17 protein-coding genes and 1 tRNA gene are annotated in these 19,558 nt (G+C 68.0%); 6 read left to right on the forward strand and 12 right to left on the reverse strand.

What is annotated here, in order from left to right; genetic code table 11:
• Window positions 1–2: 2 nt before the first annotated feature.
• Together EL337_RS16730 and metH are read right to left on the reverse strand one after the other, a co-directional pair.
• Window positions 3–1,433: a DHA2 family efflux MFS transporter permease subunit gene (locus tag EL337_RS16730; protein ID WP_083443025.1), complete on the reverse strand. Its 1,431-nt coding sequence runs from the start codon at window positions 1,431–1,433 to the stop codon at window positions 3–5.
• A 163-nt stretch (window positions 1,434–1,596) separates the two neighbouring features.
• On the reverse strand, window positions 1,597–5,376 hold the full coding sequence (gene metH, locus EL337_RS16735; RefSeq protein ID WP_048631693.1) for a methionine synthase: 3,780 nt from the start codon (window positions 5,374–5,376) through the stop codon (window positions 1,597–1,599).
• Window positions 5,377–5,689: 313 nt separating this feature from the next.
• Here metH and EL337_RS16740 point away from each other — a divergent pair, with 313 nt between their 5' ends.
• Entirely contained in the window at window positions 5,690–6,580 is an 891-nt protein-coding gene (locus tag EL337_RS16740) for a PAC2 family protein (RefSeq protein WP_048631694.1), read from the forward strand.
• A gap of 80 nt (window positions 6,581–6,660) precedes the next feature.
• On the opposite strand, the gene EL337_RS16745 is transcribed toward EL337_RS16740, so the two are convergent.
• From EL337_RS16745 to EL337_RS16780, 8 genes are all read right to left on the reverse strand, one after another.
• Window positions 6,661–8,106: a DUF1254 domain-containing protein gene (locus EL337_RS16745; RefSeq protein ID WP_048631695.1), complete on the reverse strand. Its 1,446-nt coding sequence runs from the start codon at window positions 8,104–8,106 to the stop codon at window positions 6,661–6,663.
• A 28-nt stretch (window positions 8,107–8,134) separates the two neighbouring features.
• Complete coding sequence (gene mshC / locus EL337_RS16750) at window positions 8,135–9,373, reverse strand: cysteine--1-D-myo-inosityl 2-amino-2-deoxy-alpha-D-glucopyranoside ligase (RefSeq protein WP_048631696.1); 1,239 nt, start codon at window positions 9,371–9,373, stop codon at window positions 8,135–8,137.
• 93 nt (window positions 9,374–9,466) lie between these two features.
• Window positions 9,467–10,234: a 3'(2'),5'-bisphosphate nucleotidase CysQ gene (locus tag EL337_RS16755; RefSeq protein WP_083443027.1), complete on the reverse strand. Its 768-nt coding sequence runs from the start codon at window positions 10,232–10,234 to the stop codon at window positions 9,467–9,469.
• A 17-nt stretch (window positions 10,235–10,251) separates the two neighbouring features.
• Complete coding sequence (locus EL337_RS16760; RefSeq protein ID WP_048631698.1) at window positions 10,252–11,073, reverse strand: Rv2133c family protein; 822 nt, start codon at window positions 11,071–11,073, stop codon at window positions 10,252–10,254.
• Window positions 11,060–11,647, reverse strand: coding sequence for an Rv2134c family protein (locus EL337_RS16765; protein ID WP_048631699.1), 588 nt, complete (start codon window positions 11,645–11,647; stop codon window positions 11,060–11,062). The genes EL337_RS16760 and EL337_RS16765 overlap by 14 nt, the downstream gene beginning before the upstream one ends.
• 37 nt (window positions 11,648–11,684) lie before the next feature.
• Entirely contained in the window at window positions 11,685–12,398 is a 714-nt protein-coding gene (locus tag EL337_RS16770; RefSeq protein ID WP_048631700.1) for a histidine phosphatase family protein, read from the reverse strand.
• Entirely contained in the window at window positions 12,395–13,225 is an 831-nt protein-coding gene (locus EL337_RS16775) for an undecaprenyl-diphosphate phosphatase (protein WP_048631701.1), read from the reverse strand. Before EL337_RS16775 ends, EL337_RS16770 begins: the two co-directional genes overlap by 4 nt.
• Window positions 13,226–13,279: 54 nt before the next feature.
• Window positions 13,280–13,591: a hypothetical protein gene (locus EL337_RS16780; protein WP_048631864.1), complete on the reverse strand. Its 312-nt coding sequence runs from the start codon at window positions 13,589–13,591 to the stop codon at window positions 13,280–13,282.
• A gap of 122 nt (window positions 13,592–13,713) precedes the next feature.
• Between EL337_RS16780 and EL337_RS16785 the strand changes: the two genes are divergently transcribed.
• The 3 genes from EL337_RS16785 to EL337_RS16795 are packed head-to-tail and all read left to right on the forward strand — an operon-like array spanning window position 13,714 to window position 16,078.
• Window positions 13,714–14,751 carry an NHL repeat-containing protein gene (locus EL337_RS16785; RefSeq protein WP_083443029.1) on the forward strand — a complete coding sequence of 346 codons (1,038 nt, stop codon included), beginning with the start codon at window positions 13,714–13,716 and terminating at the stop codon, window positions 14,749–14,751.
• 20 nt (window positions 14,752–14,771) lie between these two features.
• The gene (locus EL337_RS16790) at window positions 14,772–15,011 is read left to right on the forward strand and encodes a DUF5703 family protein (protein ID WP_083443037.1); all 240 of its coding nucleotides are present in this window, start codon (window positions 14,772–14,774) and stop codon (window positions 15,009–15,011) included.
• Entirely contained in the window at window positions 15,011–16,078 is a 1,068-nt protein-coding gene (locus EL337_RS16795; protein WP_048631703.1) for a quinone-dependent dihydroorotate dehydrogenase, read from the forward strand. Before EL337_RS16790 ends, EL337_RS16795 begins: the two co-directional genes overlap by 1 nt.
• A 19-nt stretch (window positions 16,079–16,097) precedes the next feature.
• Here the strand turns inward: EL337_RS16795 and EL337_RS16800 are convergent, their stop codons facing one another.
• Both EL337_RS16800 and EL337_RS16805 read right to left on the reverse strand, forming a co-directional pair.
• On the reverse strand, window positions 16,098–16,634 hold the full coding sequence (locus tag EL337_RS16800; protein ID WP_048631704.1) for a YbhB/YbcL family Raf kinase inhibitor-like protein: 537 nt from the start codon (window positions 16,632–16,634) through the stop codon (window positions 16,098–16,100).
• Window positions 16,635–16,667: 33 nt separating this feature from the next.
• Window positions 16,668–18,002, reverse strand: a complete 1,335-nt coding sequence (locus EL337_RS16805; protein ID WP_048631705.1) for a M20/M25/M40 family metallo-hydrolase — start codon at window positions 18,000–18,002, stop codon at window positions 16,668–16,670.
• A 104-nt stretch (window positions 18,003–18,106) separates the two neighbouring features.
• Between EL337_RS16805 and EL337_RS16810 the strand changes: the two genes are divergently transcribed.
• A tRNA-Leu gene (locus EL337_RS16810) sits at window positions 18,107–18,192 on the forward strand.
• Window positions 18,193–18,243: 51 nt separating this feature from the next.
• A complete protein-coding gene (locus EL337_RS16815) occupies window positions 18,244–19,548 on the forward strand; it encodes an acyltransferase family protein (protein ID WP_048631706.1) in 1,305 nt (434 codons plus the stop codon).
• The last annotated feature ends 10 nt before the right edge of the window (window positions 19,549–19,558 follow it).

Below are 19,558 nucleotides of genomic sequence, written 5' to 3' on the forward strand. Positions count from 1 at the left end.
AGTCACAGCGCCACGCTCGCCGTCGCCCGCAGCCGACGTCTGGACGTGGCAGCGCCGCGGAGATGTTCCGGCCCGACCAGGAACAGCGCAGTGATCAGGCCGACGCCCGCGGCGAATGCCGGCAACAGCATCGACCGGGACATCGCAGCGGTGACATTCGCGCCTTCTCGGCTCACCAGCCACGTCATCAGAGGAGCAATGCCGGCACTACTCAGCAACGCTCCGAGTTGGCGGGCCGTGTTGAACACCGCAGATCCCGCACCGGCCAGTTCCGAAGGCAGCGGCCGGGAAGCGATGACCGCCAGCGGTTCCCACGTGAACGCCCCCGCGACGCCCATCACCGTGAGAGGCATCGCCAATCGCCATACTGGCGCATCGAGACTCATCTCCACGGCGAGCCAGAACAACCCGACCGCGAGTGTGGCGAATCCGATTCCGATGATCGGGCGCGGCGGGACGCGGTCGACGACTCTTCCCACCAGCGGAGCAAGGATGCCGGTCGCGATGGCGAGCGGCGCGAGCATCAGGGCGGCGCGGGTCGGGCTCAGCCCGCGTGCCTCCTGCAGATAGAACATCATTGGGGCGGCGAACGCGACGAATGCGAAACTCACCACTGCGATCCCGGCATTGGCCAGCGTGAAGTTGCGGTGCCGGAACAGGGTCAGTGGGATCAACGGCTGCTGTCGCTCGACGGCCTGCCAGACGACGAACATCGGAATCGTGACGACGCCGGCAGCGATCGCGGCCAGGCTCCACGGCTCCCAGCCGTGGTGCTGCCCCTCCTGCAGGCCGAAGACGATCAGACAGATGCCCACGCCGGACAGCAGCACCCCGAACATGTCGAGGTGGTGGGGGCGGCCGGGCAGCGCCGGGATGAACCGGACCGCGAGCACGAGTCCGAGGACACCGATCGGCGCGTTGACCAGAAAGACCCACTGCCAGCCCAGCTGGTCCGCAAGCACACCACCGGCCAGCGGGCCGATCAGCATGCCCGCCCCCGCAACAGCCCCCCAGAGACTCATGGGGACTCCGCGCCGTTCCGGCGGGAAGATGCGGGTGATCACCGAAAAGGTTTGTGGCGCAAGTAGCGCCGCGCCGACACCTTGGATGGCGCGCGCGGCGATCAGCGCCTCCAGCGAATCGGACAGTCCGCACCACACCGAGGCCGCAGTGAACAGCGCCAGTCCGAACATGTACATGTTCTTGGGTCCGAACCGGTCCCCGAGCCGTCCACCGACGGGAAGGACGGTGGCGAACGTCAGAAGGTAGATGCTCGTGACCCAGATGACGGCGTTGTAGTCGATCCCGAATTCCTGCCTGATCACCGGGTTGACCACCGGCAGGATGCTCGAGTCGACGACGGTGAGGAAGAAACCGATCATCATCACCCAGGTCGCCCCCAGCGGATGTCGTCCTGTGGGCGCCCTCGTCATCGACGTGGCCGAGGACTAGGGAAGACGTGACCCGACGTCAGCACATGGGCCCCCCGGCGCGACGAATGCGTGTGTGGCAGTGACTACCACTACTAGCAGAGCATTGACACCGCCGTCATTGAATGGGGAATTCGCAGACGAGGTTCGCCGGGACCGGGGTGTCTCAGTCCTCCGGGTTGTAGCCGAGGTTGGGCGCGAGCCAGCGCTCAGCTTCTTTCAGCGTCCAGCCCTTGCGCTTCGCGTAGTCGGCCACCTGGTCCTGCGCCAACCGCCCGACCACGAAGTACTGCGACTGTGGATGCGAGAAGTACCACCCGCTGACGGCGGCACCGGGCCACATCGCCATCGACTCGGTCAGCTCGATCCCGGTGCGCTCCTTGACATCCATCAACTCCCACAGCGTCGCCTTCTCGGTGTGCTCCGGGCAGGCCGGGTAGCCGGGCGCGGGCCGGATTCCGACGTACTTCTCGCCGATGAGGTCCTCGTTGTCCAGCTGCTCGTCGGGCTGGAATCCCCAGAACTCCTTGCGGACCCGTTGGTGCATCCGTTCGGCGAACGCCTCGGCCAGCCGGTCGGCGAGCGACTCCAGCAGGATCGCGTTGTAGTCGTCGTTGGCGGCCTTGAACTCCTTGATCACGGCGGCGCTGCCGAGACCTGTGGTGACGGCGAACGCGCCGATGTAGTCCTTGAGACCCGTTGCTTTGGGCGCGATGAAGTCGCCGAGGCTCCGGTTGGGGATGCCGTCCCGGTGCTCGCCCTGCTGACGCAGGTTGTACAGCTTGGTCAACACCTCGGTGCGAGTCTCGTCGGTGTAGACCTCGAAGTCGTCGCCCACCGCGTTCGCCGGGAAGAATCCGATGACCCCGTTGGCCGTCAGCCACTTCTCCTTGATCAAGGTGTCGAGCATCTCCTGGGCGTCCTCGTACAGCTTGCGCGCCGTCTCGCCCGAGACCGGATTGTTGAGGATGTCCGGGAAGCGGCCTTTCATCTCCCAGGCGTTGAAGAACGGCTGCCAGTCGATGTACTCGCGCAACTCGGCGACGTCGTAGTCCAGGAACTCTCGAACGCCGAGGCCCTGTGCGGGCACCGGGGGCGTATAGCCCTCCCACTCGATCGGCGTCCGGTTGGCCCGGGCCTTCTCCAGCGTCAACGTCGGCCGCTCGTTCTTCTGAGCGTGCCGTTCCCGAAGCGATGCGTAATCCTTCTCGGTGGCCTCCAGCAGAGCCGGACGCTGCTTGTCGTCGAGAAGCGCCGCGGCGACGGGTACCGAGCGGGAGGCGTCCTTGACCCAGACCACCGGACCGCTGCGGCGCGGCGACACCTTCACGGCCGTGTGGGCGCGCGAGGTGGTCGCGCCGCCGATGAGCAGCGGGATCTTCAGCCCTTCCCGTTCCATCTCGACGGCGAAGTTGACCATCTCGTCCAGCGACGGGGTGATCAGGCCGGACAGCCCGATGATGTCGGCATCGTGTTCCTTGGCCGCGTCCAGGATCTTCTGGGCAGGCACCATCACGCCGAGGTCGATCACCTCGAAGTTGTTGCACTGCAGCACAACTCCGACGATGTTCTTGCCGATGTCGTGGACGTCGCCCTTGACGGTCGCCATGATGATCGTGCCGTTGGTGTCCTTGGACCCGGTTGTCCCGGCCTCTTCCTTCTCTGCCTCGATGTAGGGCAGCAGGTACGCGACGGCCTTCTTCATCACCCGCGCCGACTTCACGACCTGGGGCAGGAACATCTTGCCCGCGCCGAAGAGGTCGCCGACGACGTTCATGCCGTCCATCAGCGGACCCTCGATCACCTCGATCGGGCGGCCACCGGCGGCGGCGATCTCGGCCCGCAACTCCTCGGTGTCGTCGTCGACGTTGGCGTCGATCCCCTTGACGAGCGCGTGGGTGATCCGTTCGCGAACAGGGAGGCTGCGCCACTCGGCGGCGACGGGATCGTCGGCTTTCTCCGAGGAGTTGAACCGTTCCGCGATCTCCAGCAGCCGTTCGGCGGCGTCCTCGCGACGGTTGAGCACGACGTCTTCGATGCGGTCCCTCAGTTCGGGGTCGATCGAGTCGTAGGGCACCAGCGCGCCGGCGTTGACGATGCCCATGTCCAGTCCGGCCTTGATGGCGTGGAACAGGAACACCGCGTGGATCGCCTCGCGGACGGGATTGTTGCCACGGAACGAGAACGAGACGTTCGAGATACCTCCGGAGATGTGCACCCCGGGCAGGTTCTCCTTGATCCAGGCGCACGCCTCGATGAAGTCGATCCCGTAGGTCGCGTGCTCCTCGATGCCTGTCGCCAGCGCGAAGCAGTTCGGGTCGAAGATGATGTCCTCGGCCGGGAAGCCGACCTCTTCGGTCAGGATCCGGTAGGCGCGGCCGCAGATCTCCTTGCGGCGCTCCAGGTTGTCGGCCTGGCCCTGCTCGTCGAACGCCATTACCACGACGGCGGCACCGTACTTACGGCACAGCCGGGCCTCGCGGATGAACTTCTCCTCGCCCTCCTTCATGGAGATCGAGTTGACGATCGGCTTGCCCTGCACGTTCTTCAGGCCCGCCTCGATGACCTCCCACTTCGAGGAGTCGATCATGACGGGGACGCGGCTGATGTCCGGCTCGGCCGCGATCAGCTTGGTGAACCGGTCCATCGCGGCGACGCCGTCGATCATGCCCTCGTCCATGTTGATGTCGATGACCTGTGCACCGACCTCGACCTGCTGCAGCGCCACCGACAGGGCGGTGTCGTAGTCCTCAGCCTTGATGAGGTTGCGGAACCGGGCGGAACCGGTGATGTTGGTGCGCTCACCGATGTTCACGAACAGCGAGTCGTCGGTGATGTTGAGCGGCTCAAGCCCGGAGAGCCGGGTGGCCACCCCGATCTCCGGCAGCTCACGGGGGGTCTTGCCCTCGACCACCTTGGCGATCTCGGCGATGTGCGGCGGTGCCGTTCCGCAGCACCCACCGACCATGTTGACCAGGCCGGCTTCGGCGAACTCGGCGATGTATCCGGCCTGGGCCTCCGGCGACTCGTCGTACTCGCCGAAGGCGTTGGGCAGACCGGCGTTCGGGTAGCAGGACACGAAGGTGTCCGCGATGCGCGCCACCTCGGCGATGTAGGGCCTCATCTCCGGCGCGCCCAGGGCGCAGTTGAGGCCGACCGCGAGCGGCTTCGCGTGCCGGATCGCATTCCAGAATGCCTCGGTGACCTGGCCGGACAGGGTACGACCGGACGCATCGGTGATGGTGCCCGAGATGATCACCGGCCAGCGGCGTCCGCGTTCCTCGAACAGCGTCTCGACGGCGAACACCGCCGCCTTGGCGTTCAGCGAGTCGAAGATCGTCTCGATGATGATGAGGTCGGAACCGCCGTCGACCAGGCCGTTGGCGGCTTCGAGGTACGCGGCGACCAGCTGGTCGTAGGAGACGTTGCGTGCTCCGGGGTCGTTGACGTCCGGCGAGATCGACGCGGTCCGCGTCGTCGGCCCGATGGCGCCGGCGACGTACCGGGGCTTCTCGGGGGTGCTGAACTCGTCGGCCGCCTTGCGGGCCAGTGCGGCGCCGGCGTAGTTCAGCTCGTAGGCCAGGTCGGCCATGTCGTAGTCGGACAGCGAGACCGCGTTCGCGTTGAACGTGTTGGTCTCCAGGATGTCCGCGCCCGCCTCGAGGTACTCGCGGTGAATCGCCTCGATGATCTGGGGCTGCGTCAAGGTCAGCAGGTCATTGTTGCCCTGAAGGGCCGTCGGCCACTCCGTGAACCGGTCGCCGCGGTATCCGGCCTCGTCGGGCCGGTCCCGCTGGATGGCGGTGCCCATGGCGCCGTCGATCACCATGATCCGCTGCCGCAGGGCCGCCGTCAGTTCGTCGGTGCAGTCGGGGCGGATGTTCGGCGCGAAAGTGTCCGACGCAGCGGTGGTGGACGTAGAGGCAGTCACGTGCGCTCCTTCCATTGCGGAAGGCGTCCTTGACTCTGCCGAGCGTGGCGGATACGGGCATGACCCGGAACCGTTGCAACGCCTCTCGACCAGGAAAGTCTACGTCGTCACCCGATCGACGTCTGGACGCCCGGCCCAACCCCGGCGCGTCTGGGGGGACCAGCTTCTTTAACCAGCGTGGCGCCGAACCTATTTCGTCTCGCCGCCGGTGCCGGCCTCGCACTCATCGTCGATCGGGCCGGTCACACAGCCAGGGTAGTCGCCCACGCCGGCCCCGGACGCGAGTCGATGAGCGTCATCGGGCCCATGCAGGGCTTACGCTGGCCTGGTGACCCCCTCGGATTTCAGCGGTCCGAAGCGATCCGACCTGCCCGATCTGCGCGAGACGATCATCGTCGCCGCGTTCGAAGGCTGGAATGACGCCGGTGACGCGGCCAGCGATGCGCTCGAGCACCTGGATGCCATCTGGGAGGCCGACACGCTGGTCGAGATCGACGACGAGGCCTACTACGACTACCAGGTCAACAGACCGGTGATCCGCCAGATCGACGGAGTGACCCGCGAGCTGGTCTGGCCGTCGATGCGGATCTCGCACTGCCGCCCGCCGGGCAGTGACCGCGACATCGTGCTGATGCACGGTGTCGAGCCCAACATGCGCTGGCGCACGTTCTGCGCGGAATTGCTGGCCATCGCCGACAAGCTGAACGTGCAGACCGTCGTCATCCTGGGTGCGCTGCTGGCCGACACCCCGCACACCCGCCCGGTGCCGGTGTCGGGGGCGGCCTACTCGGCGGACTCGGCGAAGACGTTCGGCCTGGAAGAGACCCGCTACGAGGGCCCGACCGGGATCGCCGGGGTGTTCCAGGACGCCTGCGTGCAGGCCGGAATCCCCGCGGTGACGTTCTGGGCCGCCGTCCCGCACTATGTGTCGCAGCCACCGAATCCGAAGGCGACCGTGGCGCTGCTGCGCCGTGTCGAAGATGTCCTCGACATCGAGGTCCCGCTGGCGGACCTGCCCGCGCAGGCCGAGGAGTGGGAGCAGGCCGTCACGGAGATGACCTCCGAGGACGACGAGATCGCCGAGTACGTGCAGTCGCTGGAGGAACGCGGCGACGCCGAGGTCGACATGAACGAGGCGGTGGCCAAGATCGACGGGGACGCGCTGGCCGCCGAATTCGAGCGTTACCTGCGGCGCCGGGGTCCCGGCTACCGCAGCTAGACGCGTCGTCGCGAGCGTGCGTGTCTGCAGCGGACACGCCGTTTCAGAAGCTGACTCCACGCACGCTCAGGGCTCAGGGCTCAGACCTTCTCGGGCTGCGGCGCCTTCCACGTGCCGTTGAGGGCGTCGGGCTTGGGCCAGTACAGTCGCAACACCATCTGGAATGGCCCCTCGGGCGTGGGCAGCCAGTTGGCCTCCCGTTCGATTCCCGGCGACTGGTGCTGGACGTAGAACGTGTAGCCGCCGTCGGGGTCCGGAACCAGGCTGGGCAGCATCGGCGAGTTGATCAGGTAGCGCTTGATCGGGTTCTCCACCAGTTGGCTGGCCGGAAGCTCGTAGACCGTCAGCGACCAGAACGCGTTGACCGGGGGCAACTGGCCGGACGGTATGCGGTAGACGTAGTTGTTGGCCCCGGTGAGCGGCGCACCGGCGGAGTCGTTGAAAGACCCGATATAGAGCGCCTCGTCCTTGGAGTTTCCGTAGATGCCCAGGACAGCGCCTGCCATCCGGTACAGGTAGTTCTGGCCGAGCGTCTCACGGCTTCCCGTGATGTCGGCCGAGGTGACCTTGCCGGTGTCGATCTCGTTCTTCTTGAACGCGTCGAGCTCGGCGTTGGCGTCGGCCATGCCCGCCTCGATCGCGGTGCGCATCTGCGGGCTCAGTGCCTCGGCGTCGAAGTTGCCGTCGGGACCGATGCCGATCGTGGCGAACCGGTCACGGAGCTGCTCCTCCCCGGGAAGTGTCGGTGCGAACTTCATGGCGAAGCTGAGGATCTCGAAGAACTGCGGCGACGTGAGTTGCTGCTCGGGGGTCAGCGGAGGCACGAAGTCGATGGCGGGGACGGGTGCGGGCGACGGCTGGTTCAGGAACACCGACAGCGGCGCGACCTGGTAGCCCGCCTGGATCTTCTTGACCTCGTCGATGTCCGACGGGCCGAAGAGCTGGGTGCGGTACAGCACGAACGCCAGATCGGTGTCGGACCGGATGACCTCGTCGATACCCTCGGGCTTCTCACCCTGCCAGTTCGGCCCGGCCAACAGGAACTTTCCGCCGCCGTTTCCGGTGGTGCGACTGCCGACATAGGCGAAGTTGTAGGTGTATCCGTCGACGAATTGCAGTGAGTAGTAACGGTCTTGCTGGATCGGCGGCACCGTGAGGACGAGCGGCTCGGCGCGCAGGTCGGCACCGACGGCCGAGTACGGGGTGTCCGAGTTGGGGGTCTGGATCGTGGTGTCGTCAGGGGTGTAGACGCGGGCGGTGTTGTGGATCTCGTTCCAGCCGCCCTTGTACTCCGGATCCTGCTTGTCGACGAAGTAGCTGTACTGCACGCGGTAGTTGTCGACCATCGGGAAGCCGTAGATGTAGGCCTCTTTGGCGATAGCACGAGCCTCTTCCGGGCTGACGGCCGCCGCAGCCGGAGGAGCCGCCGACGTCGACGAGGGCTCGTCGTCCTGCTGCGGTGTGTCGGTGGCACAACCGGCCAGCAGCACCAGCGCTGCCAGCAGGACGGTGAGGTTGCGGATCATGGCCGCAACTTACTCCACGGGAAGCGGTTTACAGCTCAACGCCCAGCAGCGCGTCGACAGCCGTGGCGACCGTCTGTCCGGCCGTGGCGTCGTGACCGCCGTAAGTCAGCGCGTCCGTGGCCCAACCATCAAGGGCTGCAAGCGCCTTGGGGGTATCCAGATCGTCGGCGAGGTAGCGGCGCACTCGCGCGACCACGTCGGCGGCATTGGGGGCGGCCGGCAGGGCCGTCGCCTCGCGCCACCGGCGCAGGCGGGTCAGGGCCTCCTCGAGCACGGCAGGACTCCAGAACCGGTCCTCACGGTAGTGGCCCGCGAACAGCCCCAGCCGGACGGCCGCGGGGTCGACGCCGTCGCGCCGAAGTTGCGAGACCAGCACCAGGTTGCCGCGGCTCTTGGACATCTTGTGACCGTCCCAGCCGATCATTCCCGAGTGCACGTAGTGGCGGGCGAAACGGCGTTCCCCGGTGACCGATTCGGCGTGGGCGGCCGAGAATTCGTGGTGCGGGAAGATCAGGTCGCTGCCGCCGCCCTGGATGTCCAGGCCGGTGCCGATGCGGCTGAGCGCGATCGCGGCGCACTCGACATGCCAGCCGGGGCGTCCCGGCCCGAACGGCGACGGCCAACTGGGTTCCCCCGGCCGGGCGGCCAGCCACAGCAGGGCATCCAGCGGGTCGGCCTTGCCCGCCCGGTCCGGGTCGCCACCCCGTTCACGGAACAGCGCCATCATGGTGTCGCGGTCGTAGCCGGACTCGTAGCCGAACTGCAGTGTGGCGTCGGCGTGGAAGTAGACGTCGGGGTACTGCGGGTCGTCCACCACGTAGGCGGCACCGGAGGCGAGCAGCTTCTCCACCAGCTCGATGACCTCGGCGATGGCGTCCGTCGCGGCCACGTAGTCACGGGGCGGTAGCACCCGCAGCGCGGCCATGTCCTCACGGAACAGGTCGGTCTCGCGGTCGCCGAGCTCGCGCCAGCCGATGCCGTCGCGGTGGGCGCGCTCGAACAGTGGATCGTCGACGTCGGTGATGTTCTGCACGTAGTGCACGTCATGGCCCCCGTCCAGCCACAGCCGGTGCACCAGGTCGAACGTCAGGTAGGTGGCGGCGTGACCGAGATGGGTGGCGTCGTACGGGGTGATGCCGCACACGTACATGGTGGCGGTGTCGCCCGCGGCCACGGGCCGCACCTGACGGTCCGCGCTGTCGTACAACCGCAGCTGCGGTCCACGTCCCGGCAGCACCGGAATCTTCGGCGCCGACCACGATTGCATAGCCTCGACTTTAGACATCGCCCTGTGCGACAGCGTCGAGGGCCGTTTCATTCCCGGTCGCGTCCCGGCCATGGTCCCCGCCAGACCCCCGGCTCACCGGTACGCCGACCAGATCGCCTCCTGCAGGATGCCGGCCACCTCCGGTCGGCACATCAACAGATCCGGAAGGTACGGGTCGGGACGGTTGTAGATCAGCGGCGATCCGTCGAGGCGGGTCGCATGCATACCCGCCGCCCACAGCACGCCCGCCGGCGCGGCCGAATCCCACTCCCACTGGCCTCCGGCGTGCAGGTAGGCGTCGACGTCACCGCGGACCACCGCCATCGCCTTGGCGCCTGCCGAACCGATGCGCACCAGCTGGATGTCGAGTTGCTCGCGGATCCGCCACAGCACGGGCGGCGGACGATTCGAGCTGGCGGTGATCCGGATCGGGCCGTCGGCGCGGGGCGGGGGTGCCGTCACAGTGTCGGTGCGGTAGACCTCGCCGCGTGCCGGCAGCGCCACGGCGGCGTCGGTGATACGCCCCCCGCCGGTCCCGGGGGTGCGCTGCCACAGCGCGATGTGCACCGCCCAGTCGGCACGTCCCGGCATCGAATACTCGTAGGTGCCGTCCACCGGGTCGACGATCCACACCCGGTCGGCGTCTACCCGGGACACGTCGTCGACGGCCTCCTCGGACAGCACCGAGTCGTGCGGTCGCGCGCGGCGCAGCCGGTCCAGGATCAACGTGTTGGCCCTGCTGTCACCGGCGTCGCCCAGGTCGTAGGGATCGTAGAAACCGATCTCCTCGCGCATCGCGAGCAGCATCTCACCGGCCTCGGCGGCCACCTCGGCGGCCAGCGCGGCATCGGTGAGGGTCACCGACGTAGTAGAACATGTCAGAAGGCGGGCCATGGGATCGGGCGTCGCCGGTCTGCGGTGGGCATCACCGGATTGCGCAGCAAGGCAACGACTCTGGCTCTCAGCGCCGCGACTTCGCGTGGCGTGATGTGGCAGCAGAGGTCGGCGCCCAGATCGGCCTTCAGCTTGTCCCCCAGTTTCGCGACGTCGGCCAGCATGTCGTCGTCCACCGGCTTGCCGGACCACCCCCACAGCACGGTGCGCAGCTTGTCCTCGACGTGCAGGGTGACCCCGTGATCGACGCCGTAGACGCCGCCGTCGACCCCGGACAGCACATGACCACCCTTGCGGTCGGCGTTGTTGATCAGCACGTCGAACACGGCGATCCGGCGCAGCCGGTCGTCGTCGGCGTGCACCAGCGTCACCTCGTCGCCTGCGTAGTCGTAGGCCTGCAGCACGGGCAGGAATCCCGCCGGGATCTTGCCGGCAGGCAGCAGATCGATGAGGTCGGGACCGGCCTGCTCCGCGTCGTCCGGATCCTCGTCACCCGGCTGGTCGACCCAGCGTTGCAGCATGCCGGGTCCGGCAGGACCGTCGCGAATGATGGTGTACGGCACCACATTCCAGCCCAGCGCGGCCGACACCAGATAGGAGGCCAGCTCGCGTCCGGCCAGGGTACCGTCCGGGAAATCCCACAGCGGCGCCTCGCCGCGCACCGGCTTGTACACACAGTGCACGGCCTCCCCGGCCAGCGTCGCCTCGCACAGAAACGTTGCGTTGCTCGCAGAACGAATCCGTCCCAGGATGCTCAGCTCGCCACGCTGCAGCACCTCATCGGCACCGGACTCAGGTGTCGTCATCGTCGGACCCGGAAAACAGTTCACCGCGCCGGTAGCCGTTGGTTCGGACGCAGATGTGACCTTCGGGATCCAGCGGCTCATCGCACAACGGGCAGGGTGGACGCCCGGCCGAGATGACCCGGTTGGACCGGCTCGCGAATTGGCGGGCCGATTCGGGACTCAGGAACACCCGAACCGCGTCGGGGCCGTCCTCGGCGTCGTCGAGCACCACCGAGGCGTCGAACTCGGTCTCCGACACCGCGAGGAGCTCGACCACGACGGTCTGTGCCTCCGAATCCCAGCCCAGGCCCATGGTGCCGACCCGGAACTCGGCGTCGACCGGGGTGATCAGCGGGCTCAGATCGTCGACCTCGACCGTCTCCGGCGGGATCGGGGTGCCGAAGCGCCGGTTGATCTCCAGCAGCAGCGCGGCGATCCGCTCGGCGAGCACCGCCACCTGCTGCTTCTCCAGGATGACGGAGATCACCCGCTTGTCGTGGACGGCCTGCAGGTAGAAGGTCCGATTTCCCGGCTGGCCGACAGTCCCGGCCACGAAGCGGTCGGGGGTTCGGAAGACGTGGATTTCGCGGGCCATGGCAATCTCCAAAATACCGGCAACACTGCGGAGAGCGTCATTCGGTGGAACCGCCGATGACCGCGTCCCCGCTGGGGACGTCGCCGTCCTGCGGCTTCTCGGTGGACGGTGGGGCGGGCGGAGTGGTCAGGGTGGAGTTCAACGCCACGCCCGTGTGGTTGACGTGGATCACGAAGGGTCGGAGCGGGGTGTAGCGGATGACGCTGACCGACGCCGGGTCGGCATTGATGCGCTGGAAGCTGTCCAGATGGGTGCCGAGGGCATCGGCCAGCACCGATTTGATGACGTCACCGTGCGTGCACGCCACCCACACCACGTCGGCGCCGTGTTCGGCGGCCAGCCTCCGGTCGTGGTCCCGGATGGCGGCCACCGCGCGAGCCTGCACGGCTGCCAGACCCTCGCCCTCGGGGAACACCGCGGCGCTGGGTTGCTGCTGAACAACCGCCCAGAGCGGCTCTTTGACCAGTTCGCCGATGGTGCGCCCGGTCCAGGATCCGTAGTCGACCTCGACGATGCGTTCGTCGACGACGGGTTGCAGCCCCAGCGCGGCGGCCAGGGGTTCGACGGTGCGTTCACACCGGAGCAGCGGGGAACGCACGATGGCACGGATAGGCAGGTCGCCGAGCCGCTCGACCAGGGCCGCGGCCTGTTCGCGGCCGCGATCGTCGAGGTCGACGCCCTCGGATCGGCCGGCGAGGGTGTGCGCGGTGTTGGAGGTGGAGCGGCCGTGCCGCAACAACAGAACCGTCACTGCGCGGCCACCACCCCGGTCGAGAGCAGAACCAGGACCACGGTGCCCAGGATGATGCGGTAGCCGACGAACCAATACATGCTGTGGCGGACCAGGAAGCGCAGGAACCAGGCCACCGCGGCGAAGCCGACGACGAACGCGATGACCGTGGAGACGAACAGCTGGGCGCCGGTGGCACTCATGCCCTCGCCGGAGGGGTTGAACGCATCGGGCAGCGAGAACAGGCCGGAGGCGAACACCGCGGGGATTGCGAGCAGGAATCCGAACCGCGCGGCGAGCTCACGCTCCATGCCGAGGAACAGGCCCGCACTGATGGTCGCTCCCGACCGTGACACCCCCGGCACCAGCGCGAGGCACTGCGAGAAACCGACGATGACGCTGTCCTTCCACGTGAGCTGCTCGACCTGCCGGCTCTGCCTGCCGACGTACTCGGCGGCCGCGATGACGAACGAGAACACGATCATCGCCGTGGCCACCAGCCAGAGATTGCGCGCGCCCGTGCGAATCTCGTCCTTGAACAGCAGGCCGACCACGCTGATCGGGATGGTGCCGATGATCACCCACCAGCCCAGCCAGTAGTCGGCGTTGCGATCGCCCGCCCGAAACAGACCTGCGAACCAGGCCTTGACGATCCGGACGATGTCGCGGGCGAAGTAGACGAGCACCGCCGCCTCGGTGCCGAGCTGGCTGACCGCGGTGAACGATGCGCCCGCGTCGTCGGTGAAGAACACCCGGGAGGCGATGGCCAGGTGACCAGACGACGACACCGGCAGAAATTCGGTGAGGCCCTGCAGGACCGACAGGACGACGACCTGCAACCACGACATCTCAGGCACCCCCGTCACGACGACGACCGTACCGTGAGGTGGCCCGGGCGGCTCTCAGCGACCGGTACGCGGAACCGGCTGCGCTTCGGCGACGGCGTCCCGCACGGTGGCGATCACGCTGCGCTCATCGGTCATGTCGATGTCGGTGAGCTTGCGGGTGGCCGTGGCCACGATGTCCTCGGCCTGCGGTACCGGGCCGCGAAGGCGGGGACGGTAGATCTCGACGACGAGTGACTGGCGCTCCACGCGGAAAGAAAAGCTGCGCCCGTCTCCGAGCTGGCCGAACCCGCTGGCGTGCACCCCCGTGGTGATGTCCTCTACGGAGAATGCCTGACCAGTAACTTCGCTATCTGTCGCGAGGGTCATGGTATGGACCATACCGCCGTCTGGGCTGCGAGGCGCCCCGGACACTGCCGATCGGGTCCCGTCAGTTGCATAGACTGGCAGTTTCGCCACGATTCCAACCCACCCGACCCGAGAGCCGACCGTTGCTGCGCCACGTCTTTTCGCCAGTTCAGCTGGTACGTCCCGGGGTTGCTGCGCTGGCGCTGGCCCTGATCGCGGGATGTTCGTCGAATCCTGTGGACGCGCCGCCGCGGACCATCCCCGCAGCCGAGGCTGCCGCCTCGCCACCGGCGACCGAACCTTTGCCGGGAGTGCTCGTACCCCTGCCGGGAGGTGGGCAGGCCGCTGCGTTCGACGCGTCGACGAGGTCGCTGCTGGTGCTCTCCCCCGGGCCGGCCGACCGTTCGGTGGTCACCGTCCTCGCCGCGACGGCGCCGCCGAAGACCGTGGAACTGGACGCCACAGCGACCGCACTGGCCGTCGACGGTGACGGCCGGGCGTTCCTCTCGACGCGAGGAGGCTACTTCCGGCTCGATGTCGCGACGGGCGCCGTGTCCCGGGTGGATGTCGACGGCCAGGGCGACGTGGACTTCACCGCGATCGCGCGCCGCGCCGACGGCAGGCTGGTACTGGGCAGCGCAGACGGGGCCGTCTACACGCTGTCCTCGGACACCACCGTCGGCGCGCGTCTGAAGATCTTCGCGCGCGTCGATGCCGTTGTCACACAGGGCGACAGGGCGGTCGTGCTGGACCGCGGACAGACGTCGGTCACGAGTTTGAACAGCGACGGCACCAGCTCCGAGCACGCCCTGCGCGCCGGTGAGGGCGCCACCACGATGGCTGCCGATGCCCAGGGACGGGTACTGGTGGCCGACACCCGCGGCGATGAGCTCCTGGTCTACGGCGTCAACCCGCTGATCCTCCGTCAGCGCTACCCCGTCCCGGATTCGCCCTACGGCCTGACCGGGTCCGGCGACGCGGCCGGGCTCGCGTGGGTGGCACAGACGGCGACGAACACCGTCGTTGGTTACGATCTGGCGACCGGGATCCCCGTCGAGAAGGTGCGATATCGAACCGTGCAGCAACCGAACTCACTTGCCTTCGACGACTCGTCGGGCACCCTGTACGTGGTGTCCGGCTCGGGAGGGGGCGTTCAGGTGATCGAGGGGGCTGCCAAGTGAGCGCGGGCTCGCGGGGCCGGATGCCGGCGGCATGGAGCCAGGCGGTCGCGGAGGACTCCGGCGAATACGAGTGGATCCCGCTGCGTCTCCCACCGGATGTGACACGGGTGAACGCCTCGATCCGGTTGTCCATCGAGGCTGAGTACCGCGGGTGGGAGCTCACCCGGGTGCGGCTCTACACCGACGGCTCGCGCCGGGTGCTTCTGCGGCGGCGAAAGCGCGCCGATGCCCTGCCGGGTCCGGACCAGCCGGCGTTGTGATGTACGCCGCGCTGCGTAAGGCGCTGTTCCTGGTCCCGCCCGAACGTATCCACACGGTGGTGTTCGCGGGACTGCGCGCCGCGACCACGCCCGCACCGCTGCGCAAGCGGCTGGCCGGCCGGCTGGCCCCGCAGGACCCGGTGCTGGCCAGCACCGTCTTCGGGGTGCGCTTCCCCGGACCGCTCGGGCTGGCGGCGGGTTTCGACAAGGACGGCATCGGCGTGCACACGTGGGGCGCCCTCGGCTTCGGCTACGCCGAGATGGGGACCGTCACCGCGCACGCGCAACCGGGTAACCCGGCGCCGCGCATGTTCCGGCTCCCCGCCGACCGGGCGTTACTCAACCGTATGGGTTTCAACAACCACGGCTCCGGTGCGCTGGCATCGCGGCTCACCCGGGCACACTCCGACGTGCCGATCGGTGTCAACATCGGCAAGACCAAGGTGACACCGCCGGAGAAAGCGGCCGACGACTACGCCGAAAGTGCGCGGATCCTGGGACCGTTGGCCGCATACCTGGTCGTGAACGTGAGCTCCCCCAACACCCCGGGACTGCGCGACCTGCAGTCGGTCGAGTCGTTGCGCCCCATCCTCACCGCCGTGCTGGCCCAGACGTCGACGCCGGTGCTGGTGAAGATCGCGCCCGATCTCGCCGATCAGGACATCGACGACATCGCCGACCTCGCAGTCGAACTGGGGCTGGCCGGGATCGTCGCCACCAACACGACGGTGTCGCGCGACGGCCTGGCCACGCCACGGGTCGACGCACTGGGTGCGGGCGGCATCTCCGGGCCTCCCGTCGCGGCCCGCTCCGCGGAGGTGCTGCGCCGGCTGTACGGGCGCGTGGGTGACCGGCTGGTGCTGACCAGCGTCGGAGGCATCGAAACCGCCGACGATGCCTGGGAGCGCATCGTCTCCGGCGCATCCCTGCTTCAGGGATACACCGGATTCGTGTATGGCGGCGGGCTGTGGGCCAAGACCATCCATGACGGCATCGCACGCCGCCTGCACGAGAACGGATTTCGCAGCCTGACCGAAGCGGTCGGCTCGGCCACGCGCTCCCAGTAGGTGCGAGTGTGTCGCGCGGCTAATTCTGCTCGTACGTGCCGGTAATGAGCGCGCGCGCGATCGCGTGGCTGAACAGGTTGAAGCCCAGGTAGGCGGGCGTGGCCTCGGCAGGCACGTCGAGCTTCTCGACGTCGACGGCGTGCACGGCGACGATGTAGCGGTGCGGGCCGTTCCCGGCGGGCGGGGCGGCTCCGATGAAGCGCTTCAAGCCTGCGTCGTTGGCCAAAGTCACTGCGTCACCGGGAAATCCGCTGGCGCTGCCGTCACCGACGCCGGCGGGCAGCTCGGTGACGGTCGCGGGCAGGTTGAACACCGCCCAGTGCCAGAAACCGGACGCCGTCGGAGCGTCGGGGTCATACACGGTGACGGCGAAACTGCGCGTGGTCTCCGGAAAGCCGGACCAGCTCAGTTGCGGCGAGACATCCGAGCCGCCTGCTCCCATGATGCCGCTGACCTGATCGTTGCCCCACGGCTGCCCGTCGGCGAACGACTCCGAGGTCACGGTGAACGTCGGCAGCTCGGGCAGGAACTCATAGGGGTTGTAGTCAAACGCCATCGGGGGCCGCTCCTTTTTCTTTCGGTTGGTCGATCACGAGTGCAGCAGGAAATTCTCCAGCACCTGCGCGCCGAACATCAGCGCATCCACGGGTACCCGCTCGTCGACGCCATGGAACAACGCCGCGAAGTCCAGTTCGGGCGGCAATCTCAGCGGCGCGAAGCCGAAACAGCGAATGCCCAAGCGGGCGAAGTGTTTTGCATCGGTTCCACCGGAGAGCATGTACGGCACAATGCGCGCCTGCGGGTCTGCCGTCAGGATCGCGTTGTTCATCGCCTCGAGCAGTTCACCGTCGAACGGGGTCTCGTACGACGGCAGGTTGGTGATCCACTCCCGCTTGACGTCGGGGCCGATCAGCTCGTCGACCTCACGCTCGAACGCCGCCAACCTGCCGGGCAGTACCCGGCAGTCCACAACGGCTTCGGCGGTGGCCGGGATGACGTTGGCCTTGTACCCGGCCTTGAGCATCGTCGGGTTGGCGGTGTCGCGCAGCGTGGCGCCGACGATCCGGGCGATCCCGCCGAGCTTGGCGACGGTGCCCTCGATGTCGGGAGAGTCGGGGTCGAAGGCGTAGCCGGTTTCCTCGGCGACCGCGGTGAGGAACTGTTCGACCGATTCGGTCATCACGATCGGAAACCGGTGCCGCCCCAGCTTTGCCACCGCCTCGGCCACGGCGGTGACGGCATTGTCGTCGTGCACCATCGAGCCATGGCCGGCGCGGGCACGCGCGGTCAGCCGCATCCACAGCATCGCCTTCTCGGCAGTCTCGATGAGATAGAGGCGCCGCTCACCGCCGTCGCGGCGGGGCACCGTCAGCGAGAACCCGCCGACCTCCCCGACGGCCTCGGTGACGCCGTCGAAGAGGTCGGGGCGGTTGTCGACCAGCCATTTGCAGCCGTAGTTGCCGCCCGCCTCCTCGTCGGAGACGAAGGCGAACACCAGATCGCGCGGCGGCACGATGCCGGAGCGTTTGAAGTGCCGGGCGACGGCCAGGATCATGCCGACCATGTCCTTCATGTCGACGGCGCCGCGACCCCACACGTAGCCGTCCTCGACGGCGCCTGAGAACGGGTGCACGCTCCAGTCGGCCGCCTCGGCGGGCACGACGTCGAGGTGCCCGTGCAGCATGAGGGCGCCGCGGGAGCGGTCAGCGCCTTCCAGACGGGCGAACACATTCGCCCGTCCCGGTGCACCGGCCTCGATGTACTCGCATGTGAAGCCGACCTCCTCGAGCTGCGCGGCGACCCAGCGGGCGCATTCGGCCTCGCCCTTGGTGGTCGCGGGCTCGCCGGTGTTGGAGGTGTCGAACCGGATCAGCGTGCTGACGAGGTCGACGACCTCGTCGCTGGGAGACAGTGGACGGTTCACGTTCCCTTTCCTACCACCCTTTCCTCGCGCCCCTGTCGACAAGCGCTGCCCCGCGGTTTTGGCCCGGGGACCCTGATCCGATAACCTAAGCTGCCTTCGAACTGGTCCGAGTGGCGGAATGGCAGACGCGCTAGCTTGAGGTGCTAGTGCCCTATTAACGGGCGTGGGGGTTCAAGTCCCCCCTCGGACACTCTTCTCAGCTACCGCTGTTGCGGTGCTGCGACCTTCACAATGGCTCTCGATGGACACCACCAGAGCGTCGACACCCCCGCGCGAGGTCGCCCTCGACCTCTACCGCTCCGCGGCGGTGATGATCGTCGTCATCGGGCACTGGCTGCTGTCGGTGATGACCTACCGCGACGGCGAGTTCGGCCGGGACAATCCACTGGTCCTGCTTCCGTGGACGCAGTGGCTCACCTGGGGTTTCCAGGTGGTCCCGGTGTTCTTCGCGGTCGCGGGCTACGCGAGTGCGGTGTCGTGGAGCCGGCGCGACGGTGCGACGACCCGACAGGAGTGGATCCGGCGCCGGGTCGCCCGCACGCTCGGCCCTACCGCGGTGTACGCGGCATTCGTACTCATCGTGATGGGCGTGCTGAGGGTGGCCGGTATCGACGGGTCGGTGCTGGAGCTGGGCGGCTGGGCCGTCGCCATGCATCTGTGGTTCCTGGCGGTGTACCTCATGGTGGTCGCGCTGACGCCGATCGCGGTGGCCGCCCACCGGCGCTGGGGGCTCGCGGTCCCTGCCGTCTTGGCGGCGTGCCTGGTGGTCGTGGATGCCGTCGGCATCGCAACCGACCATCAGGAAATCCGGATGCTGAACTACTTCTTCTGCTGGGCCGCCATCTATCAGCTCGGAATCGCTTGGCACAGCGGTCTTCTCGGGCGACGTCTACTGCTCACGATGGCCGTGGTGGCCGCTGCGGTGCTGCCTGTCCTCGTCACCTGGGGCCCCTATCCGATCCCGATGATCGGTGTCCCCGGCGATCGGGTGGAGAACTCCGCGCCGCCGTCGCTCGCGCTGCTGGCCCTGGCGACGGTGCAGATCGGTGTGCTCTTCGCGGCCGTGCCCGTGCTGAACCGCGCACTCTCCCGTGGCGCGTGGCCCAAGGTCATCGGCGTGGCGAACAACAACGTGATGGCCCTCTATCTCTGGCACATGCTTCCGGTGATCGTCGTGACGGTGATCGCATACCCGGCGGGCCTGCTACCTCAGCCGCCCCTGGGCTCCGGGGCCTGGTGGCTGGCCCGGCTGGAATGGGAGCTGGTGCTGGCCGTCGTGACGGCCGCACTGCTGTGCCTGCTGTCCTGGCAGCGCCGCCTGTTCGCCGCGCCGATGCGCACGTTCGCGGTGGGCGTGGCTCCCGGCATCGCCGAGGCTCTGCTCTATGCCGGGACCGCCGCCTGTGCGCTCGCGCTCAGCCTGCTCTCGGCCAACGGGTTCGCGCCGCACGGCCGGTTCCCGGTGGTGGCCGTGGCCCTGTTCGTCGTGGGTGCACTGCTGGTCGCGGTGCGCCCGCGCGCGACGGCCCCCGGCGGGTCCCGGTGACGGCGACGCA

Source organism: Mycolicibacterium aurum (assembly GCF_900637195.1).
Classification (GTDB): domain Bacteria; phylum Actinomycetota; class Actinomycetes; order Mycobacteriales; family Mycobacteriaceae; genus Mycobacterium; species Mycobacterium aurum.